The organism is Shewanella xiamenensis (assembly GCF_024971755.1).
GTDB classification, from domain to species: Bacteria; Pseudomonadota; Gammaproteobacteria; order Enterobacterales; family Shewanellaceae; genus Shewanella; species Shewanella xiamenensis.
This window is the reverse complement of sequence record NZ_CP079718.1, coordinates 4,241,978-4,259,552: the sequence shown is the minus strand read 5'-3', so window position 1 is coordinate 4,259,552 and position 17,575 is coordinate 4,241,978. Positions and strand designations below refer to the sequence as shown.

The following is a 17,575-nucleotide window of genomic DNA, read 5'->3' as shown; positions in this document are numbered from 1 at the left end:
AGCGAGATCCTGAAAATGAAGGCGATGCAAGAGGCTTGATTGTAGCGGAATTCCTCTGGCCTCAAAAGCATAAGGCGCACATATCTTAAATGAAATGTGCGCCTTAGATGGGGGTAAACCTAAGCGGTTTAGGCTTTAGAACAACACGCGAGTACGCAGTGTGCCTTCAATGGCTTTAAGCTCAACCAAGGCTTCTTCTGCTTGGTGAGTGTCGACTTCCATTACCACATAACCGATTTCTGCCGTGGTTTGCAGATACTGAGCGGCAATGTTAATGCCTTTTTCAGAGAAGGCTTTGTTGATTTTGATCAGCACACCTGGACGGTTTTGGTGGATATGCAGTAGGCGAGAGGTGCCTTTGTGCATTGGCAGAGACACCTCTGGGAAGTTAACCGCAGATACGGTTGAACCGTTATCTGAGTATTTGGCTAATTTGCCTGCCACTTCGATACCGATATTTTCCTGTGCTTCGGCGGTGCTACCACCCACATGTGGCGTAAGTAGCACATTATCTAAACCGCGTAATGGGCTGATAAATTCATCATCATTCGATTGTGGCTCAATGGGGAAAACGTCAATCGCCGCGCCTGCAAGGTGACGCTCTTTGAGTGCCACCGTGAGCGCATCGATATCGACCACAGTACCGCGGGAAGCGTTGATAAAGATGCTGCCTTTACGCATAGCGGCGAATTCGGCAGTACTTATCATGTCTTTGGTTTGCGGCGTTTCAGGCACGTGCAAGCTTACTACATCGGACTGTGCCAGCAATTGCTCCATTGAATGGATTTGCTGGGCATTACCCAATGGCAATTTGTCTTCAATATCGAAGAACACCACACGCATGCCTAAGGTTTCTGCCAGGATCCCCAGCTGAGTTCCAATATGGCCATAGCCTATCACGCCTAAAGTTTTGCCACGGACTTCGTAACTGCCTGCGGCAGTTTTCATCCAACCACCACGATGGGCGATAGCGTTACGTTCAGGAATACCGCGCATCAGCATGATGATTTCGCCTAATACCAGTTCAGCCACGCTGCGAGTATTAGAGAATGGTGCGTTAAAAACGGGGATACCGAGTAATTCGGCGGTCGCTAAATCCACTTGGTTAGTGCCGATACAGAAACAACCAATCGCAATTAATTTTTCGGCACGTTTTAATACATCGGCGGTGAGTTGGGTACGGGAACGAATACCAACAAAATGAGCATCTTTGATGGATTCATGCAGGGCTTCATCACCTAACGAGGCTTTGTGATACTCAATGTTGGTGTATCCCGCGCGTTCAAACACATCTACCGCAGATTGGTGGACGCCTTCCAACAACAGGATTTTGATCTTATCCTTGTCAAGCGAATGTTTCGCCATGATATGGGTACCCTCTAATTAATTGAAGTGGTTCTTGTATGTTATGCTGACAACCTTGGCTCATCAAAGTAGCACTTTTTTTGCTCACTGTGGAGGGCTAGATGGCTAAAGTTAATATTCTAAAATTAGAACAATATCGCATAAGAGGAAGAAACATTGAATAATAAAATCGCTTGGTGCGGTATTTACCTCTCAGTATTAGTCTGGTCGGCGATAAAACCTGCTGATACTTTCACTTGGTGGCTTGAAGCTTTACCTGCATTAGTGGCGGTTCCGCTATTATTTTTTACCCGCAAACGCTTTGAGCTAACCCCAATAGTGTATTTTTTAGTACTTGTACATTGCTGTGTGCTGTTTGTCGGTGCGCACTATACCTATGCTGAAGTGCCATTATTTGACACCATTGCCCAATGGATGGGTAGTGAACGTAACAATTACGACAAGGTCGGGCATTTCGCTCAAGGCTTTATTCCTGCCATGTTGGCCCGTGAGATTATGTTACGCAATCAAGCCGTCAAACCCGGCGCTTGGTGCGCTTTTTTGGTCACTTGTTTTGTGCTCGCGTTTAGTGCCTTTTATGAGCTTATTGAGTGGTGGGTGGCCGCTGCAACGGGCGAAGGTGCTGAGGCATTCTTAGGTACACAAGGTTACGTGTGGGATACCCAATCGGATATGTTTTTAGCCTTAATTGGGGCCATCGTGGCGCTACTCAGTTTATCCCGTGTGCAGGATAAGCAAATCACTAAACTCCTGACTCAAGCCTAATCGTAGTCTGAGAACATCCAATCCCCTTTGAATTAGATTCAAAGGGGATTGTTATTCCCAAAAATGTCATCTTAAGGTGTTAATTTTTTGTTTAAACTTTCGATTGATGTTTTCATAGACTAAGGTATAAAGATGAATGTGATCTCCATCTCATTTAGTATTAATTGCTAGCAATTAAATACTATTTAGGGACTTAGTCGAATTTACTACATATAAATAGAGGTTATTAGTACATTTGGGTGATGGCATTCATACGGTAACTAGTCAAAATGGGCTATGTTAATGAGATGTATGCTGAGATTTAGGCAGATTTCATTAAGCCGGATAAAAAGATAATGAAATACTTTTCAGGGAGAAGAGTAAATTGGGTACTATCAATGAGTTAGTATTTTTACATCAAGTGGCGGCGCCTTGTCATCTAGCGATACTTGCTGAATCTATCGGATTGAAAACACGGATCGTTAAACATGCCTCAGAGTTAGAGTTGGATTTAGACAAAGGGCATCGCAGCTTTTGTTTAATCGCCCAGAAAGGTGCGGCCTTAGACAATAAAGGGATCCCTTTGCTGGCATCTCGTCTTGTCCCCCATATTCCTGTGGCTCTGTATCAAGTTGAGCGCAATTCCTTAGATCAAGAGTCAGCTATGCTGCTTGGCATACGCGGACTACTGTTTACTGACCAGCGTATGGATTTGATGTTGACCGGATTGCGTAAAATGGTTGCCGATGAGCTTTGGTACGATAGAACTTTGCTCAGTAAGATGTTTCGTCGCGTGGTGCAAAAGTTGGATGGACAACATGATATGCCTGCCGACACTGTGGCCATGCTGCAAGCTCTTACCTCTAGAGAAAGAACCATCATTCAATTCGTTTCCTGCGGCGCGAGAAATAAGGAAATTGCCCATCGTCTTTGCATCAGTGAGCACACGGTAAAGGCGCATATTTCATCGATTTTCCGTAAAACCCAGTCACGAAATCGTGTCGAGTTATTAAGGTGGGCTCAGACCTATCAAACCCATTTTGAGTTTTGTAGTTAAGCCTTTGTTTGTGATACCCAAACGATAAGACGAATAGTGATGTACTTTTGCGTGTGATAGGCAAATAAAAACGGGAACATTATCAATGTTCCCGTTTTTATTTAGTCGCCTTCAACTTGAAGGCGACTCATATTTAAAGATTAGTATTGCACAACAGTCGCAACGTTCATATCACCATTTTGGGTTACGCTGATGCTGTTGTTGTTACCCGCTTGTGAGCCTAATACTAAGTTGTCATTACCTGTTTGGGAGATCATTAGGCTGTTGTTGTCACCACTCACGCCAAATGAGTTGGCAGCAAATGAACTACCGCTATCACCACCGACCCAGTTGCCGTTACCCGCTTGAGTGATTTCTGCTGAGTTTTCATCACCTTCGATGATTAAATCGATAAGGTTCAGATCGCCACGGTGTTGCAGTGCAGTTACATCGGCGTTGTTACCTGTTACGCTAATGATGGTCTCGTTTTGATCACCATCTTGCTCAACATCCACTTCGTTGTCGCTACCCACGGCATCCACATAAGCGAAGTTCGCATCACCTTCTTGACTGATTTCGATGCTGTTGTCTTCACCTGTTGCGAAGGCAACCAGCTCGTTGTTATCACCTTTAGAGGATAAGTCGAAGTCGTTGTCAGTACCGTAAGCGCCAAAGGTTGCGAAGTTAGCATCACCACGTTGTTTTAAGTCTACGTCGTTGCTATCGCCCCATACTTGGAACTCTGCACCGTTGCTGTCACCTTTTTGCTTGATGGCAATATCGTTATCATCACCTTGAATATCAGCAACTAAAGAATCACCAACTGTGTTGCTATCACCATCTTGAGCGATGTCGATAGTGTTATCATCACCCGTAGTCATAGAGAGGTAAGCAATGTTATTGCTGCCTTCTTGCTTCATGCTGATATCGTTTTCGCTACCGGCTAAGGCGTAAACAAAGCCAGTGTGGTTATCACCTTTTTGGTAGATATCAACACTGTTGTCGTTACCAGCGATGCCTTTGGCTGCACCAAAGTTATTGTTACCAATTTGTTCAACTGATACGTCGTTGTTGTTACCCACGTTGGCAGTCAGATCGAGTGCAATTAGACCCGCTTGGTTGCTGTTACCGTATTGTTTGATATCACCGTCGTTGTTGTCGCCTTGAACACGGAATACGGCAAGGTTTTCATCACCTTCTTGCTCAACAAATGCACTGTTTTCTGTGCCAGTGATTTCAACATAGCTTTCGTTCAGCTCACCTAATTGGCTAACTGAAACAAGGTTGTCGTTGCCCACGACATCGTTGCTGCTTTGGTTGAAGAAGCCGTCTTGAGTCACTTCAACTTCGTTATTATTGCCTTCCACATCAACAGAGGCTACGTGCCAATCTGTTTGTTGGCTAACAGTCACTTTGTTAGCATCGCCAGTTGAGTTGACTTGTGCTTCATGCCACACACCGTCTTGTAATACGGTGGCAACTTGGTCGTTACCCGTTTGGGTTACTGCTGCTGCGTTAATGACACCAGTTTGAGCGACTAAGGTATCTTGACCTTGGCCTGTTTGCTCAACGCTGATTTCGTTGACTGTGCTTGCTGCTAGCGCATTACCACTTAATCCCGCAGTAATGGCTAATGCAATCAATGACATTTTTGCTTGTGATTTCATGTGACTCTCCCTGTTTAATACTGAGTTATTGAGATTGCGGCACCGTCCGCAATCTGTTGAATCGAAAAATTGCCGCTTCCTAGCTGGTTCAATTGCACCAGGTTGTCATTACCAATCTGGGTAATCGAAGCCATATTTTTAGTGCCGACTTGTCGTAGTTGGACTTCATTATTGGTTCCAATCTGTGTCACAAGCGATACGTTATCGTTACCCGCTTGCGTCACATAGGCGCTGTTATCGTTCCCTGATTGAAACACGATCCCTTGGTTTGCCGTGCCTTGCTGCACTAGGTCGATAAGATTATCGCGCCCTGAACGCTCAATTAGCGCCTGCAGTGTGACGGGCAATTCACTGACATCTGCCGCATGGGATGATGTCAGGCAACTACATATCAAGAGCAGCAGTACCAAAAAGCGTGTTAATGGATTTGGCACAAGTGACTCCTTGCATGTATTGGTGTTTTGGTCAGAGCACAGACTCCTTCCAACTCAGGCATCAAGGTACGAGCCATAGTGCTTAGAGACAATTGGCCAAAAGGGTATTTATTTTTGAGGTGTAATTTAAATGCTAACCAGATTAACTTTTGTTAATTCCATGAATATCTTGTTTTTTGTCGATAAAACCCTGCGTTTAGGCGGTATTTACCTCACCGAGTTGGTCTAGTAGTTAAGTTGTATTTAGCGTGCAGCGTCTTTTTTAAATTGAAACATTATGGCAACAATTTGCATGCAAACATGCTGGAAATTCGTCGTTTTTATCCATCTCACTTTGAATGGTGGCTGCGTAATTGCCGTTCCAGAATTTCAACGTAAAGGACTATAGGAAGCTTAAGTATGTCAATAAAACTCTCACCATTGGCGTTAGCAATTGCAGGGGCGATGACGTTGTCAGCGGTGCCTGCAATGGCAAAAGATGCACCAGTCTATGAAAAAGACGCCATCCTTGTGGTGTACAAAGATAATGTGACTAAAGCCGAACGTGCAGCAGCACAGCGTTTAATTCGCGGCACCTTAACCGATGCAAATGCTGATGGCGTAGACGATAAATTCCAGCATTTACTCAATGGTAAACTTGCCCGTTTAGCCCTGCGTAAAGGCGCTAATATTGAAGATGCGATAAAGGTGATTAGTCGTCATCCAGCGGTAAAATATGCAGAACCCAACTACATTCTTAAGGCGATAGGCACACCCGATGACCCAAGCTTTGCTAGCCTGTGGGGAATGAACAACACTGGCCAAAATGGCGGTAGTGCCGATGCAGATATCGACGCGCCAGAGGCTTGGGAAATCACCACGGGTAGCTCGGATGTGGTGATTGGGGTTATCGATACTGGGGTTGATTACAATCACCCAGATTTGCAAGCCAACATGTGGGTTAACGCTGGCGAAATTCCAGGTAATGGTATTGATGATGATGGTAACGGCGTGATCGATGATATTCACGGTTACAGTGCGGTAAATGATAACGGTAACCCAATGGATGGTAATGGTCACGGTACTCACGTATCAGGCACTATTGGTGCTAAAGGCAACAATGGTGTGGGTGTCGTTGGGGTGAACTGGGACGTTAAAATTGCCGCCTGTCAGTTCCTTGATGCCGATGGTTATGGTTCTACAGCTGGCGCTATTGCATGTTTAGATTACTTTACGGATCTGAAGGTTAACCATGGTGTGGATATCAAAGCCACCAACAACTCTTGGGGCGGCGGTAGCTTTAGCCAAGCCTTAAAAGATGCGATTGAAGCGGGTGGTGAAGCAGGCATTTTATTCGTTGCAGCAGCGGGTAATGACGCGGTCGATAACGATGCGAGCCCACATTATCCCTCAAGCTACGATTCTGACGTTGTCCTCTCGATTGCAAGTACGGATCGTAATGACCGTATGTCAGACTTCTCACAATGGGGTTTAACTAGCGTCGATATGGGAGCACCAGGCTCCGCGATTCTCTCTACTGTTCCAGGTGGTGGTTACGCGACGTATTCTGGTACCTCTATGGCAACTCCACATGTCACGGGCGCCGCAGCCCTGGTGTGGTCATTAAATCCAGATCTCTCACCAGTAGAAATGAAATCCTTACTGATGGCATCAGGTGATGCTAATTCAGATTTAACGGGTAAAACCGTGGCTGGTACTCGCCTCAATGTGGCTAACGCACTCGAGCAGGCTAACCCATCTCCTAGCTACAAGTTTACCGTATCGCCAGTATCACAATCTGTCGAAGCGGGCAGCACTGCAAGTTATAACTTTAGTGTTGGTAGCGTTGCAGGATGGGAAGGCGATGTAGCTCTTTCTGTCTCGGTTTCTCCAGCGCTAGAAGGTGTGTCCTTATCAGCCTCAACTGTTTCAGCTGGTGGTTCATTTACCTTAGATGTTGCGACAACGGCGCAAACAGTTTGGGGTGATTACAGCATTACAGTAACAGGTACCGATGGCACCATTGAAAAGGCTAAAGTCGTTTCACTGAATGTGTTCCCTCAAGGATTAAATGACTTTACCTATGGCAATGAGAATGCTGTTGCTATCCCTGATAACAATGCTAGTGGTATTGTGAGCACGATTGAAGTTACTGATGATGTGCAGATTTTTGGCGTGACCGCCGATGTCAATATCAGCCACACTTGGATTGGTGACTTACGCGTTGTGTTAACTTCACCAGCAGGTACTGAAGTGGTTCTACATAACCGTGATGGCGGCAGCGCTGACAACATTGTTAAGAGCTGGGACTTAAGCGCGTTTGATGGTGAAAACGCACGGGGTACTTGGTCATTATCAGTAGATGACAATGCAGCGGCTGACACTGGTACTCTTAATAACTGGGGCTTAGTGATCAGCGGCTTAGGCGAAGCATCTCCAGCGGCACCAGTGGCGGGCTTCGAGTATGCAGTTGAAGGTTTAAGTGTCGCCTTTACTAACACCAGTACCGATGCGAACGATGATATCGTGAGCTACAGCTGGGATTTTGGTGATGGTTCAACTTCAACTGAAATGAACCCTAGCCATGTATTTGCTGCGGCAGGTACTTACACTGTGGCCCTCACTGTGACTGACTCAATGGAACACAGCAATACTGTGACCATGGAAGTTCAAGTTTATGAGCATAGTATCAACGCATCCGTCACTCGCGCATTGGTATCACGCCGTGGTAGCGCTATGGTAGATATTGAATGGGATAGTGCATTAGGCGAAAGTATTGCTCTATACCGTGACGGTCAGTTAGTGGTGACAACTGAGAACGATGGCAACTATCGTGATCGCTTCACTACGTCTGCATCAAGTGTGACTTACCAAGTATGTGAAACCACTGGAACCTTATGTTCTGCACCAGTAGTAGCACAATTCTAATTTAGTCCTTAAAAATGAAGGCGACCGAAAGGTCGCCTTTTTGCTTTCAACCCCTAAACTAGCTGTTTAGTCGGTAGTTACCATTTACGTTTAATGCTCAACTAATGCGTGTCATTTTTTTGGGGTTCTTCGTGTTCTACATCGGCATTTATTTGGGTTTTTCTATCCGATAATTGCTGTATAAGTTGGCTATTGATTGTGGTGAGTTTATCAAAATGATCATTAATCTTGCTCAGTTGCTTTAAATAATCGGGATCACTTTTGTCTTTATTTTGCCAATATCGCTGCCGTTCTAGTTTCTGTAATTCACTGGCCCTTAGGATTTCAAAATAGCTATTCTCTTGTTTTAGGCTATAGATTTCACCGTCGAGTAATTGCAGCAGTTTCTTTGGGGGTAAGGAGTGATTATTTAACAAAGCTTGCAATGGGTCTACTTTGGTTTCACGTTTATCCGAATCAATTTCGTTGCTAATACCCAACTGATATTCAATTTTATGCTGACTGTATTCCTGCGGACAGGCGATTTGGCTAAAGATGACTTTATCGCCTTTGCGACATTTATAGACGGTATTTGCGAGCGCCGTGAGAGGCAAAAGCATACAAATAAGAGTCACTATGAGTCTTGCCATTCGACGACAAATCCTTTGTATACGCAATGAATGAAGTTATCACAATGGGTATTAAGCTAGAGTTAAATGGAGTTGTCTCACTTATCTCCCTTTAAACTTTAGCAGTTATAAATCCATGTAGTATAAACATATGTTACTTAACGTTAACATTGGTGAGTACTATGGCGTAAGTGAAAGAATAAAACCAGTTTTTTGACACTGGAATTTATTTGACGCTTCACTGGAACGCCAGCAATACCAGCGTTCTGAGGTAATAAAAAAGGAGCCTAAGCTCCTTTTCTCAAATCTTAAATAGATGTTTAGCGATCAAAGCGCAGATTATCAATAAGACGCGCTTTACCTAAGTAAGCGGCCGCCAAAATCACCAGGGCTTGGTCCGTAGCTTCCGCATGGGCCAGCGTGGTGGCATGGCGAACTTCTAAATAATCCGGTGTAAAGCCTGCGGCGATAAGGCTCGCTTTGGCTTCTGCGGTGACTTGTTCGATACTCACGCCTTGCTTGATCCCTTGTGCCATGGTATCGATGGCCTTTTTCAGCGCGGGCGCTGCGGCTTTTTCTTCCGCCGTCAGGTAGCCATTGCGTGAACTCATGGCTAAACCCGAGGCTTCACGAATGGTATCAATGCCAATTATTTCAATCGGCAGCGACAAATCCTCAACCATAGTGCGGATCACTAACAGTTGTTGATAATCCTTGTTGCCAAAAAACGCGACATCGGGCTGCACTATGTTGAACAGTTTACAAACGATGGTCGCGACGCCACGGAAGTGGCCGGGACGACTGGCACCGCAGAGCACATCGGAGATCCCTGGGACTTCAACATAGGTTTGCTGCGCTAACCCTTTGGGGTAAATAATCGCCGGTGTTGGGGTAAACAAGAGCTCGGCGCCCGCTGCGGTTAAGGCTTGGCTATCGGCCTCTAAGGTGCGCGGGTAGGCATCGAGATCTTCATTTTGCCCAAACTGCATGGGATTGACGAAGATAGACACGACTACATGATCGCATTTTTTCGCCGCTTCTTTCACTAAGGTGATGTGTCCCTGATGGAGATTGCCCATGGTCGGCACAAAGGCGACAGTCTCGCCCTTGGCACGCCATGCTCGCACTTGAGTACGAATATCATCGATATGGGCGCTAGTGATCATTAACTCTTACCTTGCTAAAACCTAAAATGAGTAGTCTGTGTGCTTAGCACAATTTAGCTTTATGAGTGCTAGCACTCTTAGTTGAACGTGTGATCTGCACTCGGGAAGGTGCCATTGGCCACTTCTTCAATATAAGCGCGAACCGCCGAGCGGATTTCGCCCGTTTGCTTGAGGTAGTTCTTTGAAAAACGTGGAATATAACCACTCGAAATACCAAGCACGTCGTGCATCACCAGAATCTGACCATCGGTGCTGGCGCCCGCGCCAATGCCAATTACAGGGATAGTTAATGCTTGAGTAATGGCGGTAGCAAGCGATGCTGGAATACATTCAACCACTAACAGCTGCGCGCCTGCCGCCTCTAAGGCCTTAGCTTCATCGAGAATGCGCTGGGCATTTTCAGCATCGCGGCCCTGCACTTTAAAACCGCCAAAAACGTGTACCGATTGCGGGGTGAGGCCCAAGTGGGCGCAGACAGGAATACCGCGCTCGGTCAGTTTAGTAACCGTTTCGAGTAACCAGTGACCGCCTTCCAGCTTGACCATATTGGCACCCGCCTGCATTAGTGCGGTGGCGTTTTCCATGGCTTGTTCTGGCGTGGCGTAACTCATAAACGGCATGTCTGCGATCAGCAGTGATCGCTCGATACCGCGACGCACACAACGAGTGTGATAGGCGATTTCGGCTGTCGTGACGGGCAGCGTATCATCGTGGCCTTGCAGAACCATTCCCAAAGAATCGCCGACCAGTAGCACATCGATGCCTTCGCCGTCGAACGCGCTGGCAAAGCTGGCATCATAGGCTGTCAGAGCGGTGAATTTTCTACCTTCCTGTTTGTATTTCAACAGGGTTGAGCTAGTAACTTTAGACATATGGGTGATCTTCAAACCAAATGGAAGTGGTGTTATAAGCTAACTGGGGGCTGACTTCAATGATCATTGCCCAGTAGTTGTAACTCGGCCAAGAATTTTTCACTGATAAGGCTGTGTAGCGGCGTTTTACAGGGCAACACGAGATCGGGCGCAATGGCAGCTAAAGGAACTAGCACAAAGCTACGTTCTTTCATGCCGTAGTGCGGCACTTTGAGTCTGGGCTCATCGATAATGGCGTCGCCATACAAGAGTAAGTCTAGATCTAATGTTCTGGGCCCCCAACGCTCTTGGCGTACACGGCCTTGCGTATTTTCAATGTGTTGCAGTGCATCTAATAAGGCCAGCGGGGGCAGCTGAGTTTCAAAGCCTGCGACAGCATTAATATAGTCAGGTTGCACAACCTCACCCATTGGCGTTGAACGGTAATAGGGAGATACCCTAAGACTTTGATTTTCAGCCAAGGTGGACAAGGCCGCTACGGCATTGTCCAGCTGTGCTTGGGGATCTTCAAGATTCGCTCCAAGGGCGACAAACACTTGAGTCATTATTCTTCGGCTTTGGCTGCACTTGGGCGGCGACGGCGACGCTGAGGTGAATTGCGATTACGGCTGCTCGAGGCTTTATTACCGCTGCGGGCAATCGCCAAACGCTCGGTTTCATCCGCTTCAACAAACTGTTGCCACCAGGCTGCACTCTTGGCCAGATTGCCCCCTTCGACTTCGCCACGCAGTAACAGTAAGTCGTATGCCGCTCTAAACTTCGGATGCTCTAACAGTTTAAAGGCGCGCGTGCCTTGGCTGCGCTCAAAGCGAAGTTGTAGTTGCCAGATATCCTTGGCTGGTGTGCTAAAACGGCGAGGAATACTAATGGTTTGGCATTGCTGCTCCATCACATCGCCCATGGCGGCGAAAAAGGCATCATATAAAGTAAGGCCACTTTCAACAGCAATATCTTCGGCGCGTTGGCGCAGTGGATACCAGAGAATCGCCGCATAGAAAAACGATGGCGTGACGGGCTTATCTTCATTAACACGATCATCCGTACTCTTCATGATGGCTTGCACCATCTTCATTGCCGGACCTTTAGGCGCTTCTTTTAATAGGGCGTCAACCTGAGGAAATAAGGGCGCAAACAGTTTATATTCCTGCATCATCTCAAAGTTTGCCATGGCTTTGCCGGCGAAGAAGAGTTTGAGCACTTCTTCATACATGCGGGCGGCAGGAATATCTTTGAGCAGTGGTGCTAACTGTTTGATTGGTTTAGCAGTTACTTCATCAATTGTCATGCTGAGCTTAGTGGCAAAACGCACGGCTCTGAGCATTCGCACTGGATCTTCGCGGTAACGGGTTTCGGGATCGCCAATCAGCCTTAAGGTGCCGGCTTTAAGATCTTCCATGCCACCGCCATAGCTGCGGATAGAGTAGTCGCTAATATCGTAGTAAAGGGCGTTGACGGTAAAATCGCGGCGCTCGGCGTCTTCATCGATTTCTCCATATACGTTATCCCTAAGTAAACGTCCTTCGGCATTAGCTTTAGATATTTTTTCGTTGCTTTCACCGTGGTGGCCACGGAAAGTTGCCACCTCAATGACATCGCGGCCAAATACAATATGGGCGAGGCGGAATCGACGACCAACAACACGGCAATTGCGGAACAGTTTTTTGATTTCTTCCGGCGTTGCATTGGTAACTACGTCAAAATCTTTCGGTTCAAGCCCAAGGAGCAAATCCCGTACACCCCCACCGACTAAATAGGCTTGGAAACCAGCTTTATTCAGTCGATATAGTACCTTAAGCGCATTTTCACTGATTTGCTTTCGGGAAATGGTGTGCGCATCCCGAGGCACGATCGCCAAGCTTAAGCCGCCAGATGTGAGTTCGGGCGTTTGGGGTTCAATCTGAGCTGGAGTTGGAGCGGTCGTTTTAGGCGCGTCTTCAAATAGCTGCTTGCAGAATTGGCTAATACGGCGAAAAATGGGACACCTCGGAATGTATCTGTTATGTGATTAAAAATCTGGCGGCTATGATATACCAATTGCGTCCCGATGGGTATATCGCGATTTTTGAGCTATGCCACGACTTAGCGCTGATAACATGATGCTTTTAGGTCGAGAACTTGCCCGTCAGGCTTTAAGGGGCGATCAGGATTTCCCGCTGTTTAGGGATTGCCGTCAGTTCAAACTGGGCCACTGCCTGGGCCAGCATTTGCGGCGCAGTTGTGAGCTCTACTGGTGCTTGACCCAAAAAGGCGAGGGCTGCATTGAGACTCGCTTGCGGATGCTGTTTATCGATAGCCTGCGCGTGATTTTGTTTTGACAGCTTAAAACCCGGACTTAAACTGGCGAGCGGTAAGTGCAACCACTGCGGCGCGGTTAGACCAAAGGTTTGATATAGGCTTAATTGGCGACAACTGGCTTCGATTAAATCGTAGCCCCGCACCACCTCGGTAATGCCTTGGTAGGCGTCATCCAGCACTACGGCGAGTTGATAGGCATAAAGTCCATCACTACGTTTGATAATAAAATCTTCAGCAGCAAAGGCTCGATCTACAATCACTTTTCCCATCAGGTTATCGGTAAACTCGGCCACTTGAGCGCGATTAACTAGCCGAATCGCACCACTGTGATGTGGCGTGGCTAACCGATGGCAGCGGCCATCATAAATTCCACCCATGGCTTGAATTTGTTTGCGGCTGCATTGGCAGAAGTAGGCGTTATCCTCAGCGAGTAACTCATCGAGTTTGGCCTGATAGGCCTCGGTGCGCGCACTCTGGTACAGCACCGCATCGTCCCATTCGAAACCATAAGCCTCTAAGGTGCGTAAAATATCATCGGCGGCGCCAGCAACTTCCCTAGGTGGATCAATATCCTCAACGCGTATTAACCACTTTCCTCCCTCTGAGCGCGCCCGCAGATAACTACCAAGGGCGGCGACTAGCGAGCCAAAATGCAATGCTCCTGAGGGCGAAGGCGCAAAACGGCCAACATAAGGATGTAAAGCGGAAGTGTTGCAAGAGTGAGTCGCCATCATAGGAATTTGCAGGAATAACCAGTCAAAGTGGCTGTATTTTAGGGGGATACTAACAAAAAAAGCGAAGTGAAACGAGAGGATGTTTATGCAAGATGCACAAACAAGTAGGCGGGGAACTCCCCGCCTAGGATGGCCGATTAACCCGCCATTTGCTTCTCTTTGATCTCTGCAAGCGTTTTACAGTCGATACACTGATCGGCTGTTGGACGCGCTTCGAGACGGCGAATGCCGATTTCGATACCGCAAGAATCGCAGAAGCCAAAATCGTCTTCTTCGATTTTCTGGAGAGTTTTTTCGATCTTCTTGATCAGTTTACGTTCTCTGTCACGCGCACGTAATTCGAGACTGAACTCTTCTTCCTGCGCTGCACGGTCCACAGGATCGGGAAAGTTTGCTGCTTCATCCTGCATATGACTCAGAGTACGGTCGACCTCCTCACGCAACTGATTGCGCCAAGCTTCAAGAATGATCTTGAAGTGACCCAGTTGCTTAGCGTTCATATACTCCTCACCGGGTTTTTCCTGGTAGGGACTTACACCTGCGATAGCGAGTACGCCAAGTTTTTTGGTGCCTTCAGGCATAACGCATCTCCTGTCATCATTTGCGTTTGTAGGGCGTCCTTAAGAACGGCCGCTATCTATATCAGAATCTTTACAACGAGGCAAATTTTTCGTTTCACCTTGACAGAATTTTTTGACTGCCTTCGCTAATTGAAATGAAAAAGTATTTTACTCAATCTTAACATCATACTCGGACTGGGCATGATTGGGCCAGATGTATCTCATCGGGGGATATTTCGCAGCGATACGCTAGTACTTCTACACCTGATAAAATAGCTTTTTTCAATAGGTTAGAATACTCAGGGTCAATGTGTGCCGCTGGTGCCACACTCATAATGTCAGTATGTTGCACCACAAATAGCAAGACGGCTCTATGCCCAAGGCTGGCCATGTGCATTAATTCCCGTAGATGTTTTTGGCCGCGAAGACTCACAGCATCGGGGAAATAACCTTGGCCATCCTCGAGCAAAGTACAACTTTTGACTTCTATATAACAGGCGGGTTTTTGAGCAGCCTCAAGCAAGATATCGATACGGCTATTTTCATCGCCGTACTTCACTTCGCGGCTTAAGCTGTCATAGCCTGCGAGTTCGGTGATGACACCTTTATTAAGCGCCTCCTCGACTAGGGCGTTGGCATTGCCCGAATGAATGCCAATAAGGCCACCTGCTGGTGTAGTCATTAACTCCCATGTGTTGGCATATTTGCGCTTAGGGTTGCTGGAGGTGGAAAACCACACAGTTTCACCGGGGAACAGGCAGTTGCGCATTGAGCCAGTATTGGGGCAATGCAGGGTGATTTCACTGCCGTCTTCGAGTTGAATATCGGCGAGAAAGCGTTTGTAGCGCTTAAGTAGCTTTCCCGATTTCAGTGCTGGAGTAAAGTGCATGTGATCCCTGTCGCTAGTTGATTCTGGCGCCAAAGACTAACAAATTTCGCAAATGTTTACAGATTTTACCTCGGTAACTTAGGCCGATGGCTTTCAGTCCTGGGCCACTGGCAGTAAACTGCCGCCAACCCCGTTGTATTGTGTGTACCCCAAAAGCCTGAGGATGCAGGACGTCTCACCTCAACTTGCATGGGTATAAGCGCAAGAACAAATTAAAATAAGGACCCCTCATGAGTGAACTTAAAGTGACTGAAGTGATGAGAGTAGAGTTAACCAAAGAGACCCCCGCCGCCCATTGGGGCAAAGCCGATGTGACCTTCAATGCCGAAGGCGCATTAATCCACTTAGGTGGCGGTGATGAGCTGCGCCAAATTCAAATGGCGGCGCGTAAGTTACGCAATCAAGGGATTAGCACTGTTGCCTTAGTGGGATCTCTTTGGGATCTGAATAGCCAATGGGTCTTCGCTCAAGGCTTTGCCACCGCTAAACCGGGTTACAAAATCCAATGGTGCGGCGATGCCGAAGTACAAGCCGAGTTACAACGTCGCTTAGACGTGGCGACATTTGCCCGTCAACTGATCAATGAGACTCCTGAAAATCTGTCTCCTGTGAAACTGGCGCAGCAAGCGGCCAAATGGTTAGCCGAACTCGGTGGTGCCAAGGTCAGTTACCGTATTATTGAAGGTGAAGCATTATTAGCAGAGCAATGGATTGGTATTCATGCTGTAGGTCGCGGCAGTGAGCGCCCACCTGCAATGTTAGAGCTAGACTTTAACCCGCTGTCAGCCGATGCCCCAGTATCTGTTGCCTTGGTCGGTAAAGGGATTACCTTCGACTCCGGCGGTTACAGCATTAAAGCTTCTGAAGGCATGCTGGGCATGAAGTGCGATATGGGCGGCGCCGCCACTGTTACTGCCGCTTTAGGTTTGGCGATTAAATCGGGCCTGAACAAACGCGTTAAGTTATTCCTCTGCTGCGCTGAAAACCTGATCAGCGGCCGTGCCTACAAACTGGGCGATATCCTCACCTACAAAAATGGCGTCACAGTTGAAGTGGTTAACACCGATGCCGAAGGGCGCTTAGTATTGGCCGATGGTCTACAAGCGGCTTCTGCGACGGGTGCTCCTTTTATTATCGATGCGGCAACCTTAACTGGCGCAGCTGTGATGGCGGTGGGCTCTAACTACAACGCGATTTTCTCGCCACAGACAGAAGTGTTACAACTGGCGCAGCAAAAGGCTTCGACAGTAGCCGAGCGTGTATGGCCATTGCCACTGGATCCTTGGCATAAAGACATGTGTCCATCGGCCTATGCTGACACGGCAAACAGCCGCCCAGTGAAAGGTGGTGGTGCGGGCGGTGCCTCGAATGCCGCAGGTTTCTTATGGCGTTTCGTTTCGCCAGAAGCCAAGTGGCTACACGTGGATTTAGCGGCCGCCTTCGAAGATTCTGCTTCTGCACTATGGGGCGCTGGCGCGACCACCCATGGTGTGCTGACCATCAGCGAGCTGATTAAAGGCTAAGTTTGCTTTCGCGACTGAGTTTGCTTTTGCGGCTAAGCTTGCAAGTAAAGCTTCTTATTGTATTAAAACCGCCTTCGGGCGGTTTTTTATTGCATAAAATTAAAGCGTGGGCAGTATGAGTCTTTATATGTTTATTTTATGATTCAGCGTATTAGCGGTTGGCTATGGTTATGGCCACAGCTAGGGCTAGGGCTATTTATCGGGATGACTATGCTAAGGATACGTAAAGCAACGCAATTAGATGCTAAGGCTTGCTGGGACATTCGCAATGCGGCGATTAATAAAGGCTGCGCCGGATTTTATGCTCAAGATGACTTGCAGATTTGGATGCAGGGCGAATTGACCGAATCTTTTCGTCGTATGGTGGGCGCACATTTTTATGTGGCTGAAATCCTTGATGATGAAACTCAAGAAGGCACTTTGGTTGGTACCATCATGCTGGATGAACCCTATGCTCAGGTCGAGGCGCTGTTCGTTGCTCCCGAGGCGATGGGCTTAGGTGTCGGCAAGTCGTTACTGCAATTTATTGAAACAAAAGCCTTTAACTTAGGCATCGCCCAATTGCGATTAGAATCTACCCTCAATGCCGTGGGGTTTTATCGCCACTACGGTTTCGGCGGTGAAGGTTTTGAGGAAGAATCTATCTATTTCTCACCCCGCGGTATCGCCTTGGAATGTATGGTGATGTATAAAAATCTGGTTTGCTAGGACGCTGCAAAAAAACGCTGTTGCTAGAATCTAGGGCGTTGCTTTGCAACTGCGAGAGCGCTTGGCT

16 protein-coding genes are annotated in these 17,575 nt (G+C 47.3%); 5 read left to right on the top strand and 11 right to left on the bottom strand.

Features of this window, described 5'->3' with window-relative positions:
- Nucleotides 1-135: 135 nt before the first annotated feature.
- Nucleotides 136-1,365, bottom strand: a complete 1,230-nt coding sequence (gene serA / locus KXJ80_RS19810; protein ID WP_047539679.1) for a phosphoglycerate dehydrogenase — start codon at nt 1,363-1,365, stop codon at nt 136-138.
- Between the two features lie 156 nt (nt 1,366-1,521).
- Between serA and KXJ80_RS19805 the strand changes: the two genes are divergently transcribed.
- Both KXJ80_RS19805 and KXJ80_RS19800 read left to right on the top strand, forming a co-directional pair.
- Nucleotides 1,522-2,130: a DUF2238 domain-containing protein gene (locus KXJ80_RS19805; RefSeq protein WP_055648172.1), complete on the top strand. Its 609-nt coding sequence runs from the start codon at nt 1,522-1,524 to the stop codon at nt 2,128-2,130.
- A 364-nt stretch (nt 2,131-2,494) separates the two neighbouring features.
- Nucleotides 2,495-3,166, top strand: a complete 672-nt coding sequence (locus KXJ80_RS19800; protein ID WP_259474502.1) for a helix-turn-helix transcriptional regulator — start codon at nt 2,495-2,497, stop codon at nt 3,164-3,166.
- 140 nt (nt 3,167-3,306) lie between these two features.
- On the opposite strand, the gene KXJ80_RS19795 is transcribed toward KXJ80_RS19800, so the two are convergent.
- Nucleotides 3,307-4,812 (bottom strand): curlin, encoded by a 1,506-nt coding sequence (locus KXJ80_RS19795; protein WP_037414540.1) that lies wholly within the window; start codon nt 4,810-4,812, stop codon nt 3,307-3,309.
- 14 nt (nt 4,813-4,826) lie between these two features.
- Nucleotides 4,827-5,246, bottom strand: a complete 420-nt coding sequence (locus KXJ80_RS19790; protein ID WP_037414543.1) for a curlin — start codon at nt 5,244-5,246, stop codon at nt 4,827-4,829.
- A gap of 399 nt (nt 5,247-5,645) precedes the next feature.
- On the opposite strand from KXJ80_RS19790, the gene KXJ80_RS19785 reads away from it, so the two are divergent.
- Entirely contained in the window at nt 5,646-8,153 is a 2,508-nt protein-coding gene (locus KXJ80_RS19785; RefSeq protein WP_259474501.1) for a S8 family serine peptidase, read from the top strand.
- Nucleotides 8,154-8,254: 101 nt separating this feature from the next.
- Here the strand turns inward: KXJ80_RS19785 and KXJ80_RS19780 are convergent, their stop codons facing one another.
- From KXJ80_RS19780 to sfsA, 8 genes are all read right to left on the bottom strand, one after another.
- Nucleotides 8,255-8,782 carry a hypothetical protein gene (locus KXJ80_RS19780; RefSeq protein WP_037414547.1) on the bottom strand — a complete coding sequence of 176 codons (528 nt, stop codon included), beginning with the start codon at nt 8,780-8,782 and terminating at the stop codon, nt 8,255-8,257.
- A gap of 299 nt (nt 8,783-9,081) precedes the next feature.
- Nucleotides 9,082-9,927: a pantoate--beta-alanine ligase gene (panC, locus tag KXJ80_RS19775; protein ID WP_203432189.1), complete on the bottom strand. Its 846-nt coding sequence runs from the start codon at nt 9,925-9,927 to the stop codon at nt 9,082-9,084.
- Nucleotides 9,928-10,004: 77 nt separating this feature from the next.
- Nucleotides 10,005-10,799: a 3-methyl-2-oxobutanoate hydroxymethyltransferase gene (panB, locus tag KXJ80_RS19770; RefSeq protein ID WP_037429053.1), complete on the bottom strand. Its 795-nt coding sequence runs from the start codon at nt 10,797-10,799 to the stop codon at nt 10,005-10,007.
- A 56-nt stretch (nt 10,800-10,855) separates the two neighbouring features.
- Nucleotides 10,856-11,344 (bottom strand): 2-amino-4-hydroxy-6-hydroxymethyldihydropteridine diphosphokinase, encoded by a 489-nt coding sequence (folK, locus tag KXJ80_RS19765; protein WP_037414553.1) that lies wholly within the window; start codon nt 11,342-11,344, stop codon nt 10,856-10,858.
- A complete protein-coding gene (locus KXJ80_RS19760; protein ID WP_037414638.1) occupies nt 11,344-12,645 on the bottom strand; it encodes a polynucleotide adenylyltransferase PcnB in 1,302 nt (433 codons plus the stop codon). Before KXJ80_RS19760 ends, folK begins: the two co-directional genes overlap by 1 nt.
- 283 nt (nt 12,646-12,928) lie before the next feature.
- A complete protein-coding gene (gluQRS, locus tag KXJ80_RS19755) occupies nt 12,929-13,825 on the bottom strand; it encodes a tRNA glutamyl-Q(34) synthetase GluQRS (protein ID WP_203433850.1) in 897 nt (298 codons plus the stop codon).
- Between the two features lie 140 nt (nt 13,826-13,965).
- Nucleotides 13,966-14,409 carry an RNA polymerase-binding protein DksA gene (dksA, locus tag KXJ80_RS19750; RefSeq protein ID WP_037414555.1) on the bottom strand — a complete coding sequence of 148 codons (444 nt, stop codon included), beginning with the start codon at nt 14,407-14,409 and terminating at the stop codon, nt 13,966-13,968.
- A 163-nt stretch (nt 14,410-14,572) separates the two neighbouring features.
- A complete protein-coding gene (sfsA, locus tag KXJ80_RS19745; RefSeq protein WP_203432188.1) occupies nt 14,573-15,277 on the bottom strand; it encodes a DNA/RNA nuclease SfsA in 705 nt (234 codons plus the stop codon).
- Between the two features lie 230 nt (nt 15,278-15,507).
- Between sfsA and pepB the strand changes: the two genes are divergently transcribed.
- Together pepB and KXJ80_RS19735 are read left to right on the top strand one after the other, a co-directional pair.
- On the top strand, nt 15,508-16,800 hold the full coding sequence (pepB, locus tag KXJ80_RS19740; protein WP_203432187.1) for an aminopeptidase PepB: 1,293 nt from the start codon (nt 15,508-15,510) through the stop codon (nt 16,798-16,800).
- Between the two features lie 210 nt (nt 16,801-17,010).
- Nucleotides 17,011-17,508, top strand: a complete 498-nt coding sequence (locus KXJ80_RS19735) for a GNAT family N-acetyltransferase (RefSeq protein WP_218737940.1) — start codon at nt 17,011-17,013, stop codon at nt 17,506-17,508.
- Nucleotides 17,509-17,575: the final 67 nt, after the last annotated feature.

What these genes read in the sequence shown, in the direction of transcription:
- dksA (WP_037414555.1), bottom strand. Translation starts at nt 14,409, where the DNA reads ATGCCTGAAGGCACCAAAAAACTTGGCGTACTCGCTATCGCAGGTGTA.
- KXJ80_RS19785 (WP_259474501.1), top strand. Translation starts at nt 5,646, where the DNA reads ATGTCAATAAAACTCTCACCATTGGCGTTAGCAATTGCAGGGGCGATG.
- panC (WP_203432189.1), bottom strand. Translation starts at nt 9,927, where the DNA reads ATGATCACTAGCGCCCATATCGATGATATTCGTACTCAAGTGCGAGCA.
- sfsA (WP_203432188.1), bottom strand. Translation starts at nt 15,277, where the DNA reads ATGCACTTTACTCCAGCACTGAAATCGGGAAAGCTACTTAAGCGCTAC.
- pepB (WP_203432187.1), top strand. Translation starts at nt 15,508, where the DNA reads ATGAGTGAACTTAAAGTGACTGAAGTGATGAGAGTAGAGTTAACCAAA.
- KXJ80_RS19780 (WP_037414547.1), bottom strand. Translation starts at nt 8,782, where the DNA reads ATGGCAAGACTCATAGTGACTCTTATTTGTATGCTTTTGCCTCTCACG.
- serA (WP_047539679.1), bottom strand. Translation starts at nt 1,365, where the DNA reads ATGGCGAAACATTCGCTTGACAAGGATAAGATCAAAATCCTGTTGTTG.
- folK (WP_037414553.1), bottom strand. Translation starts at nt 11,344, where the DNA reads ATGACTCAAGTGTTTGTCGCCCTTGGAGCGAATCTTGAAGATCCCCAA.
- gluQRS (WP_203433850.1), bottom strand. Translation starts at nt 13,825, where the DNA reads ATGGCGACTCACTCTTGCAACACTTCCGCTTTACATCCTTATGTTGGC.
- KXJ80_RS19735 (WP_218737940.1), top strand. Translation starts at nt 17,011, where the DNA reads ATGCTAAGGATACGTAAAGCAACGCAATTAGATGCTAAGGCTTGCTGG.
- panB (WP_037429053.1), bottom strand. Translation starts at nt 10,799, where the DNA reads ATGTCTAAAGTTACTAGCTCAACCCTGTTGAAATACAAACAGGAAGGT.
- KXJ80_RS19795 (WP_037414540.1), bottom strand. Translation starts at nt 4,812, where the DNA reads ATGAAATCACAAGCAAAAATGTCATTGATTGCATTAGCCATTACTGCG.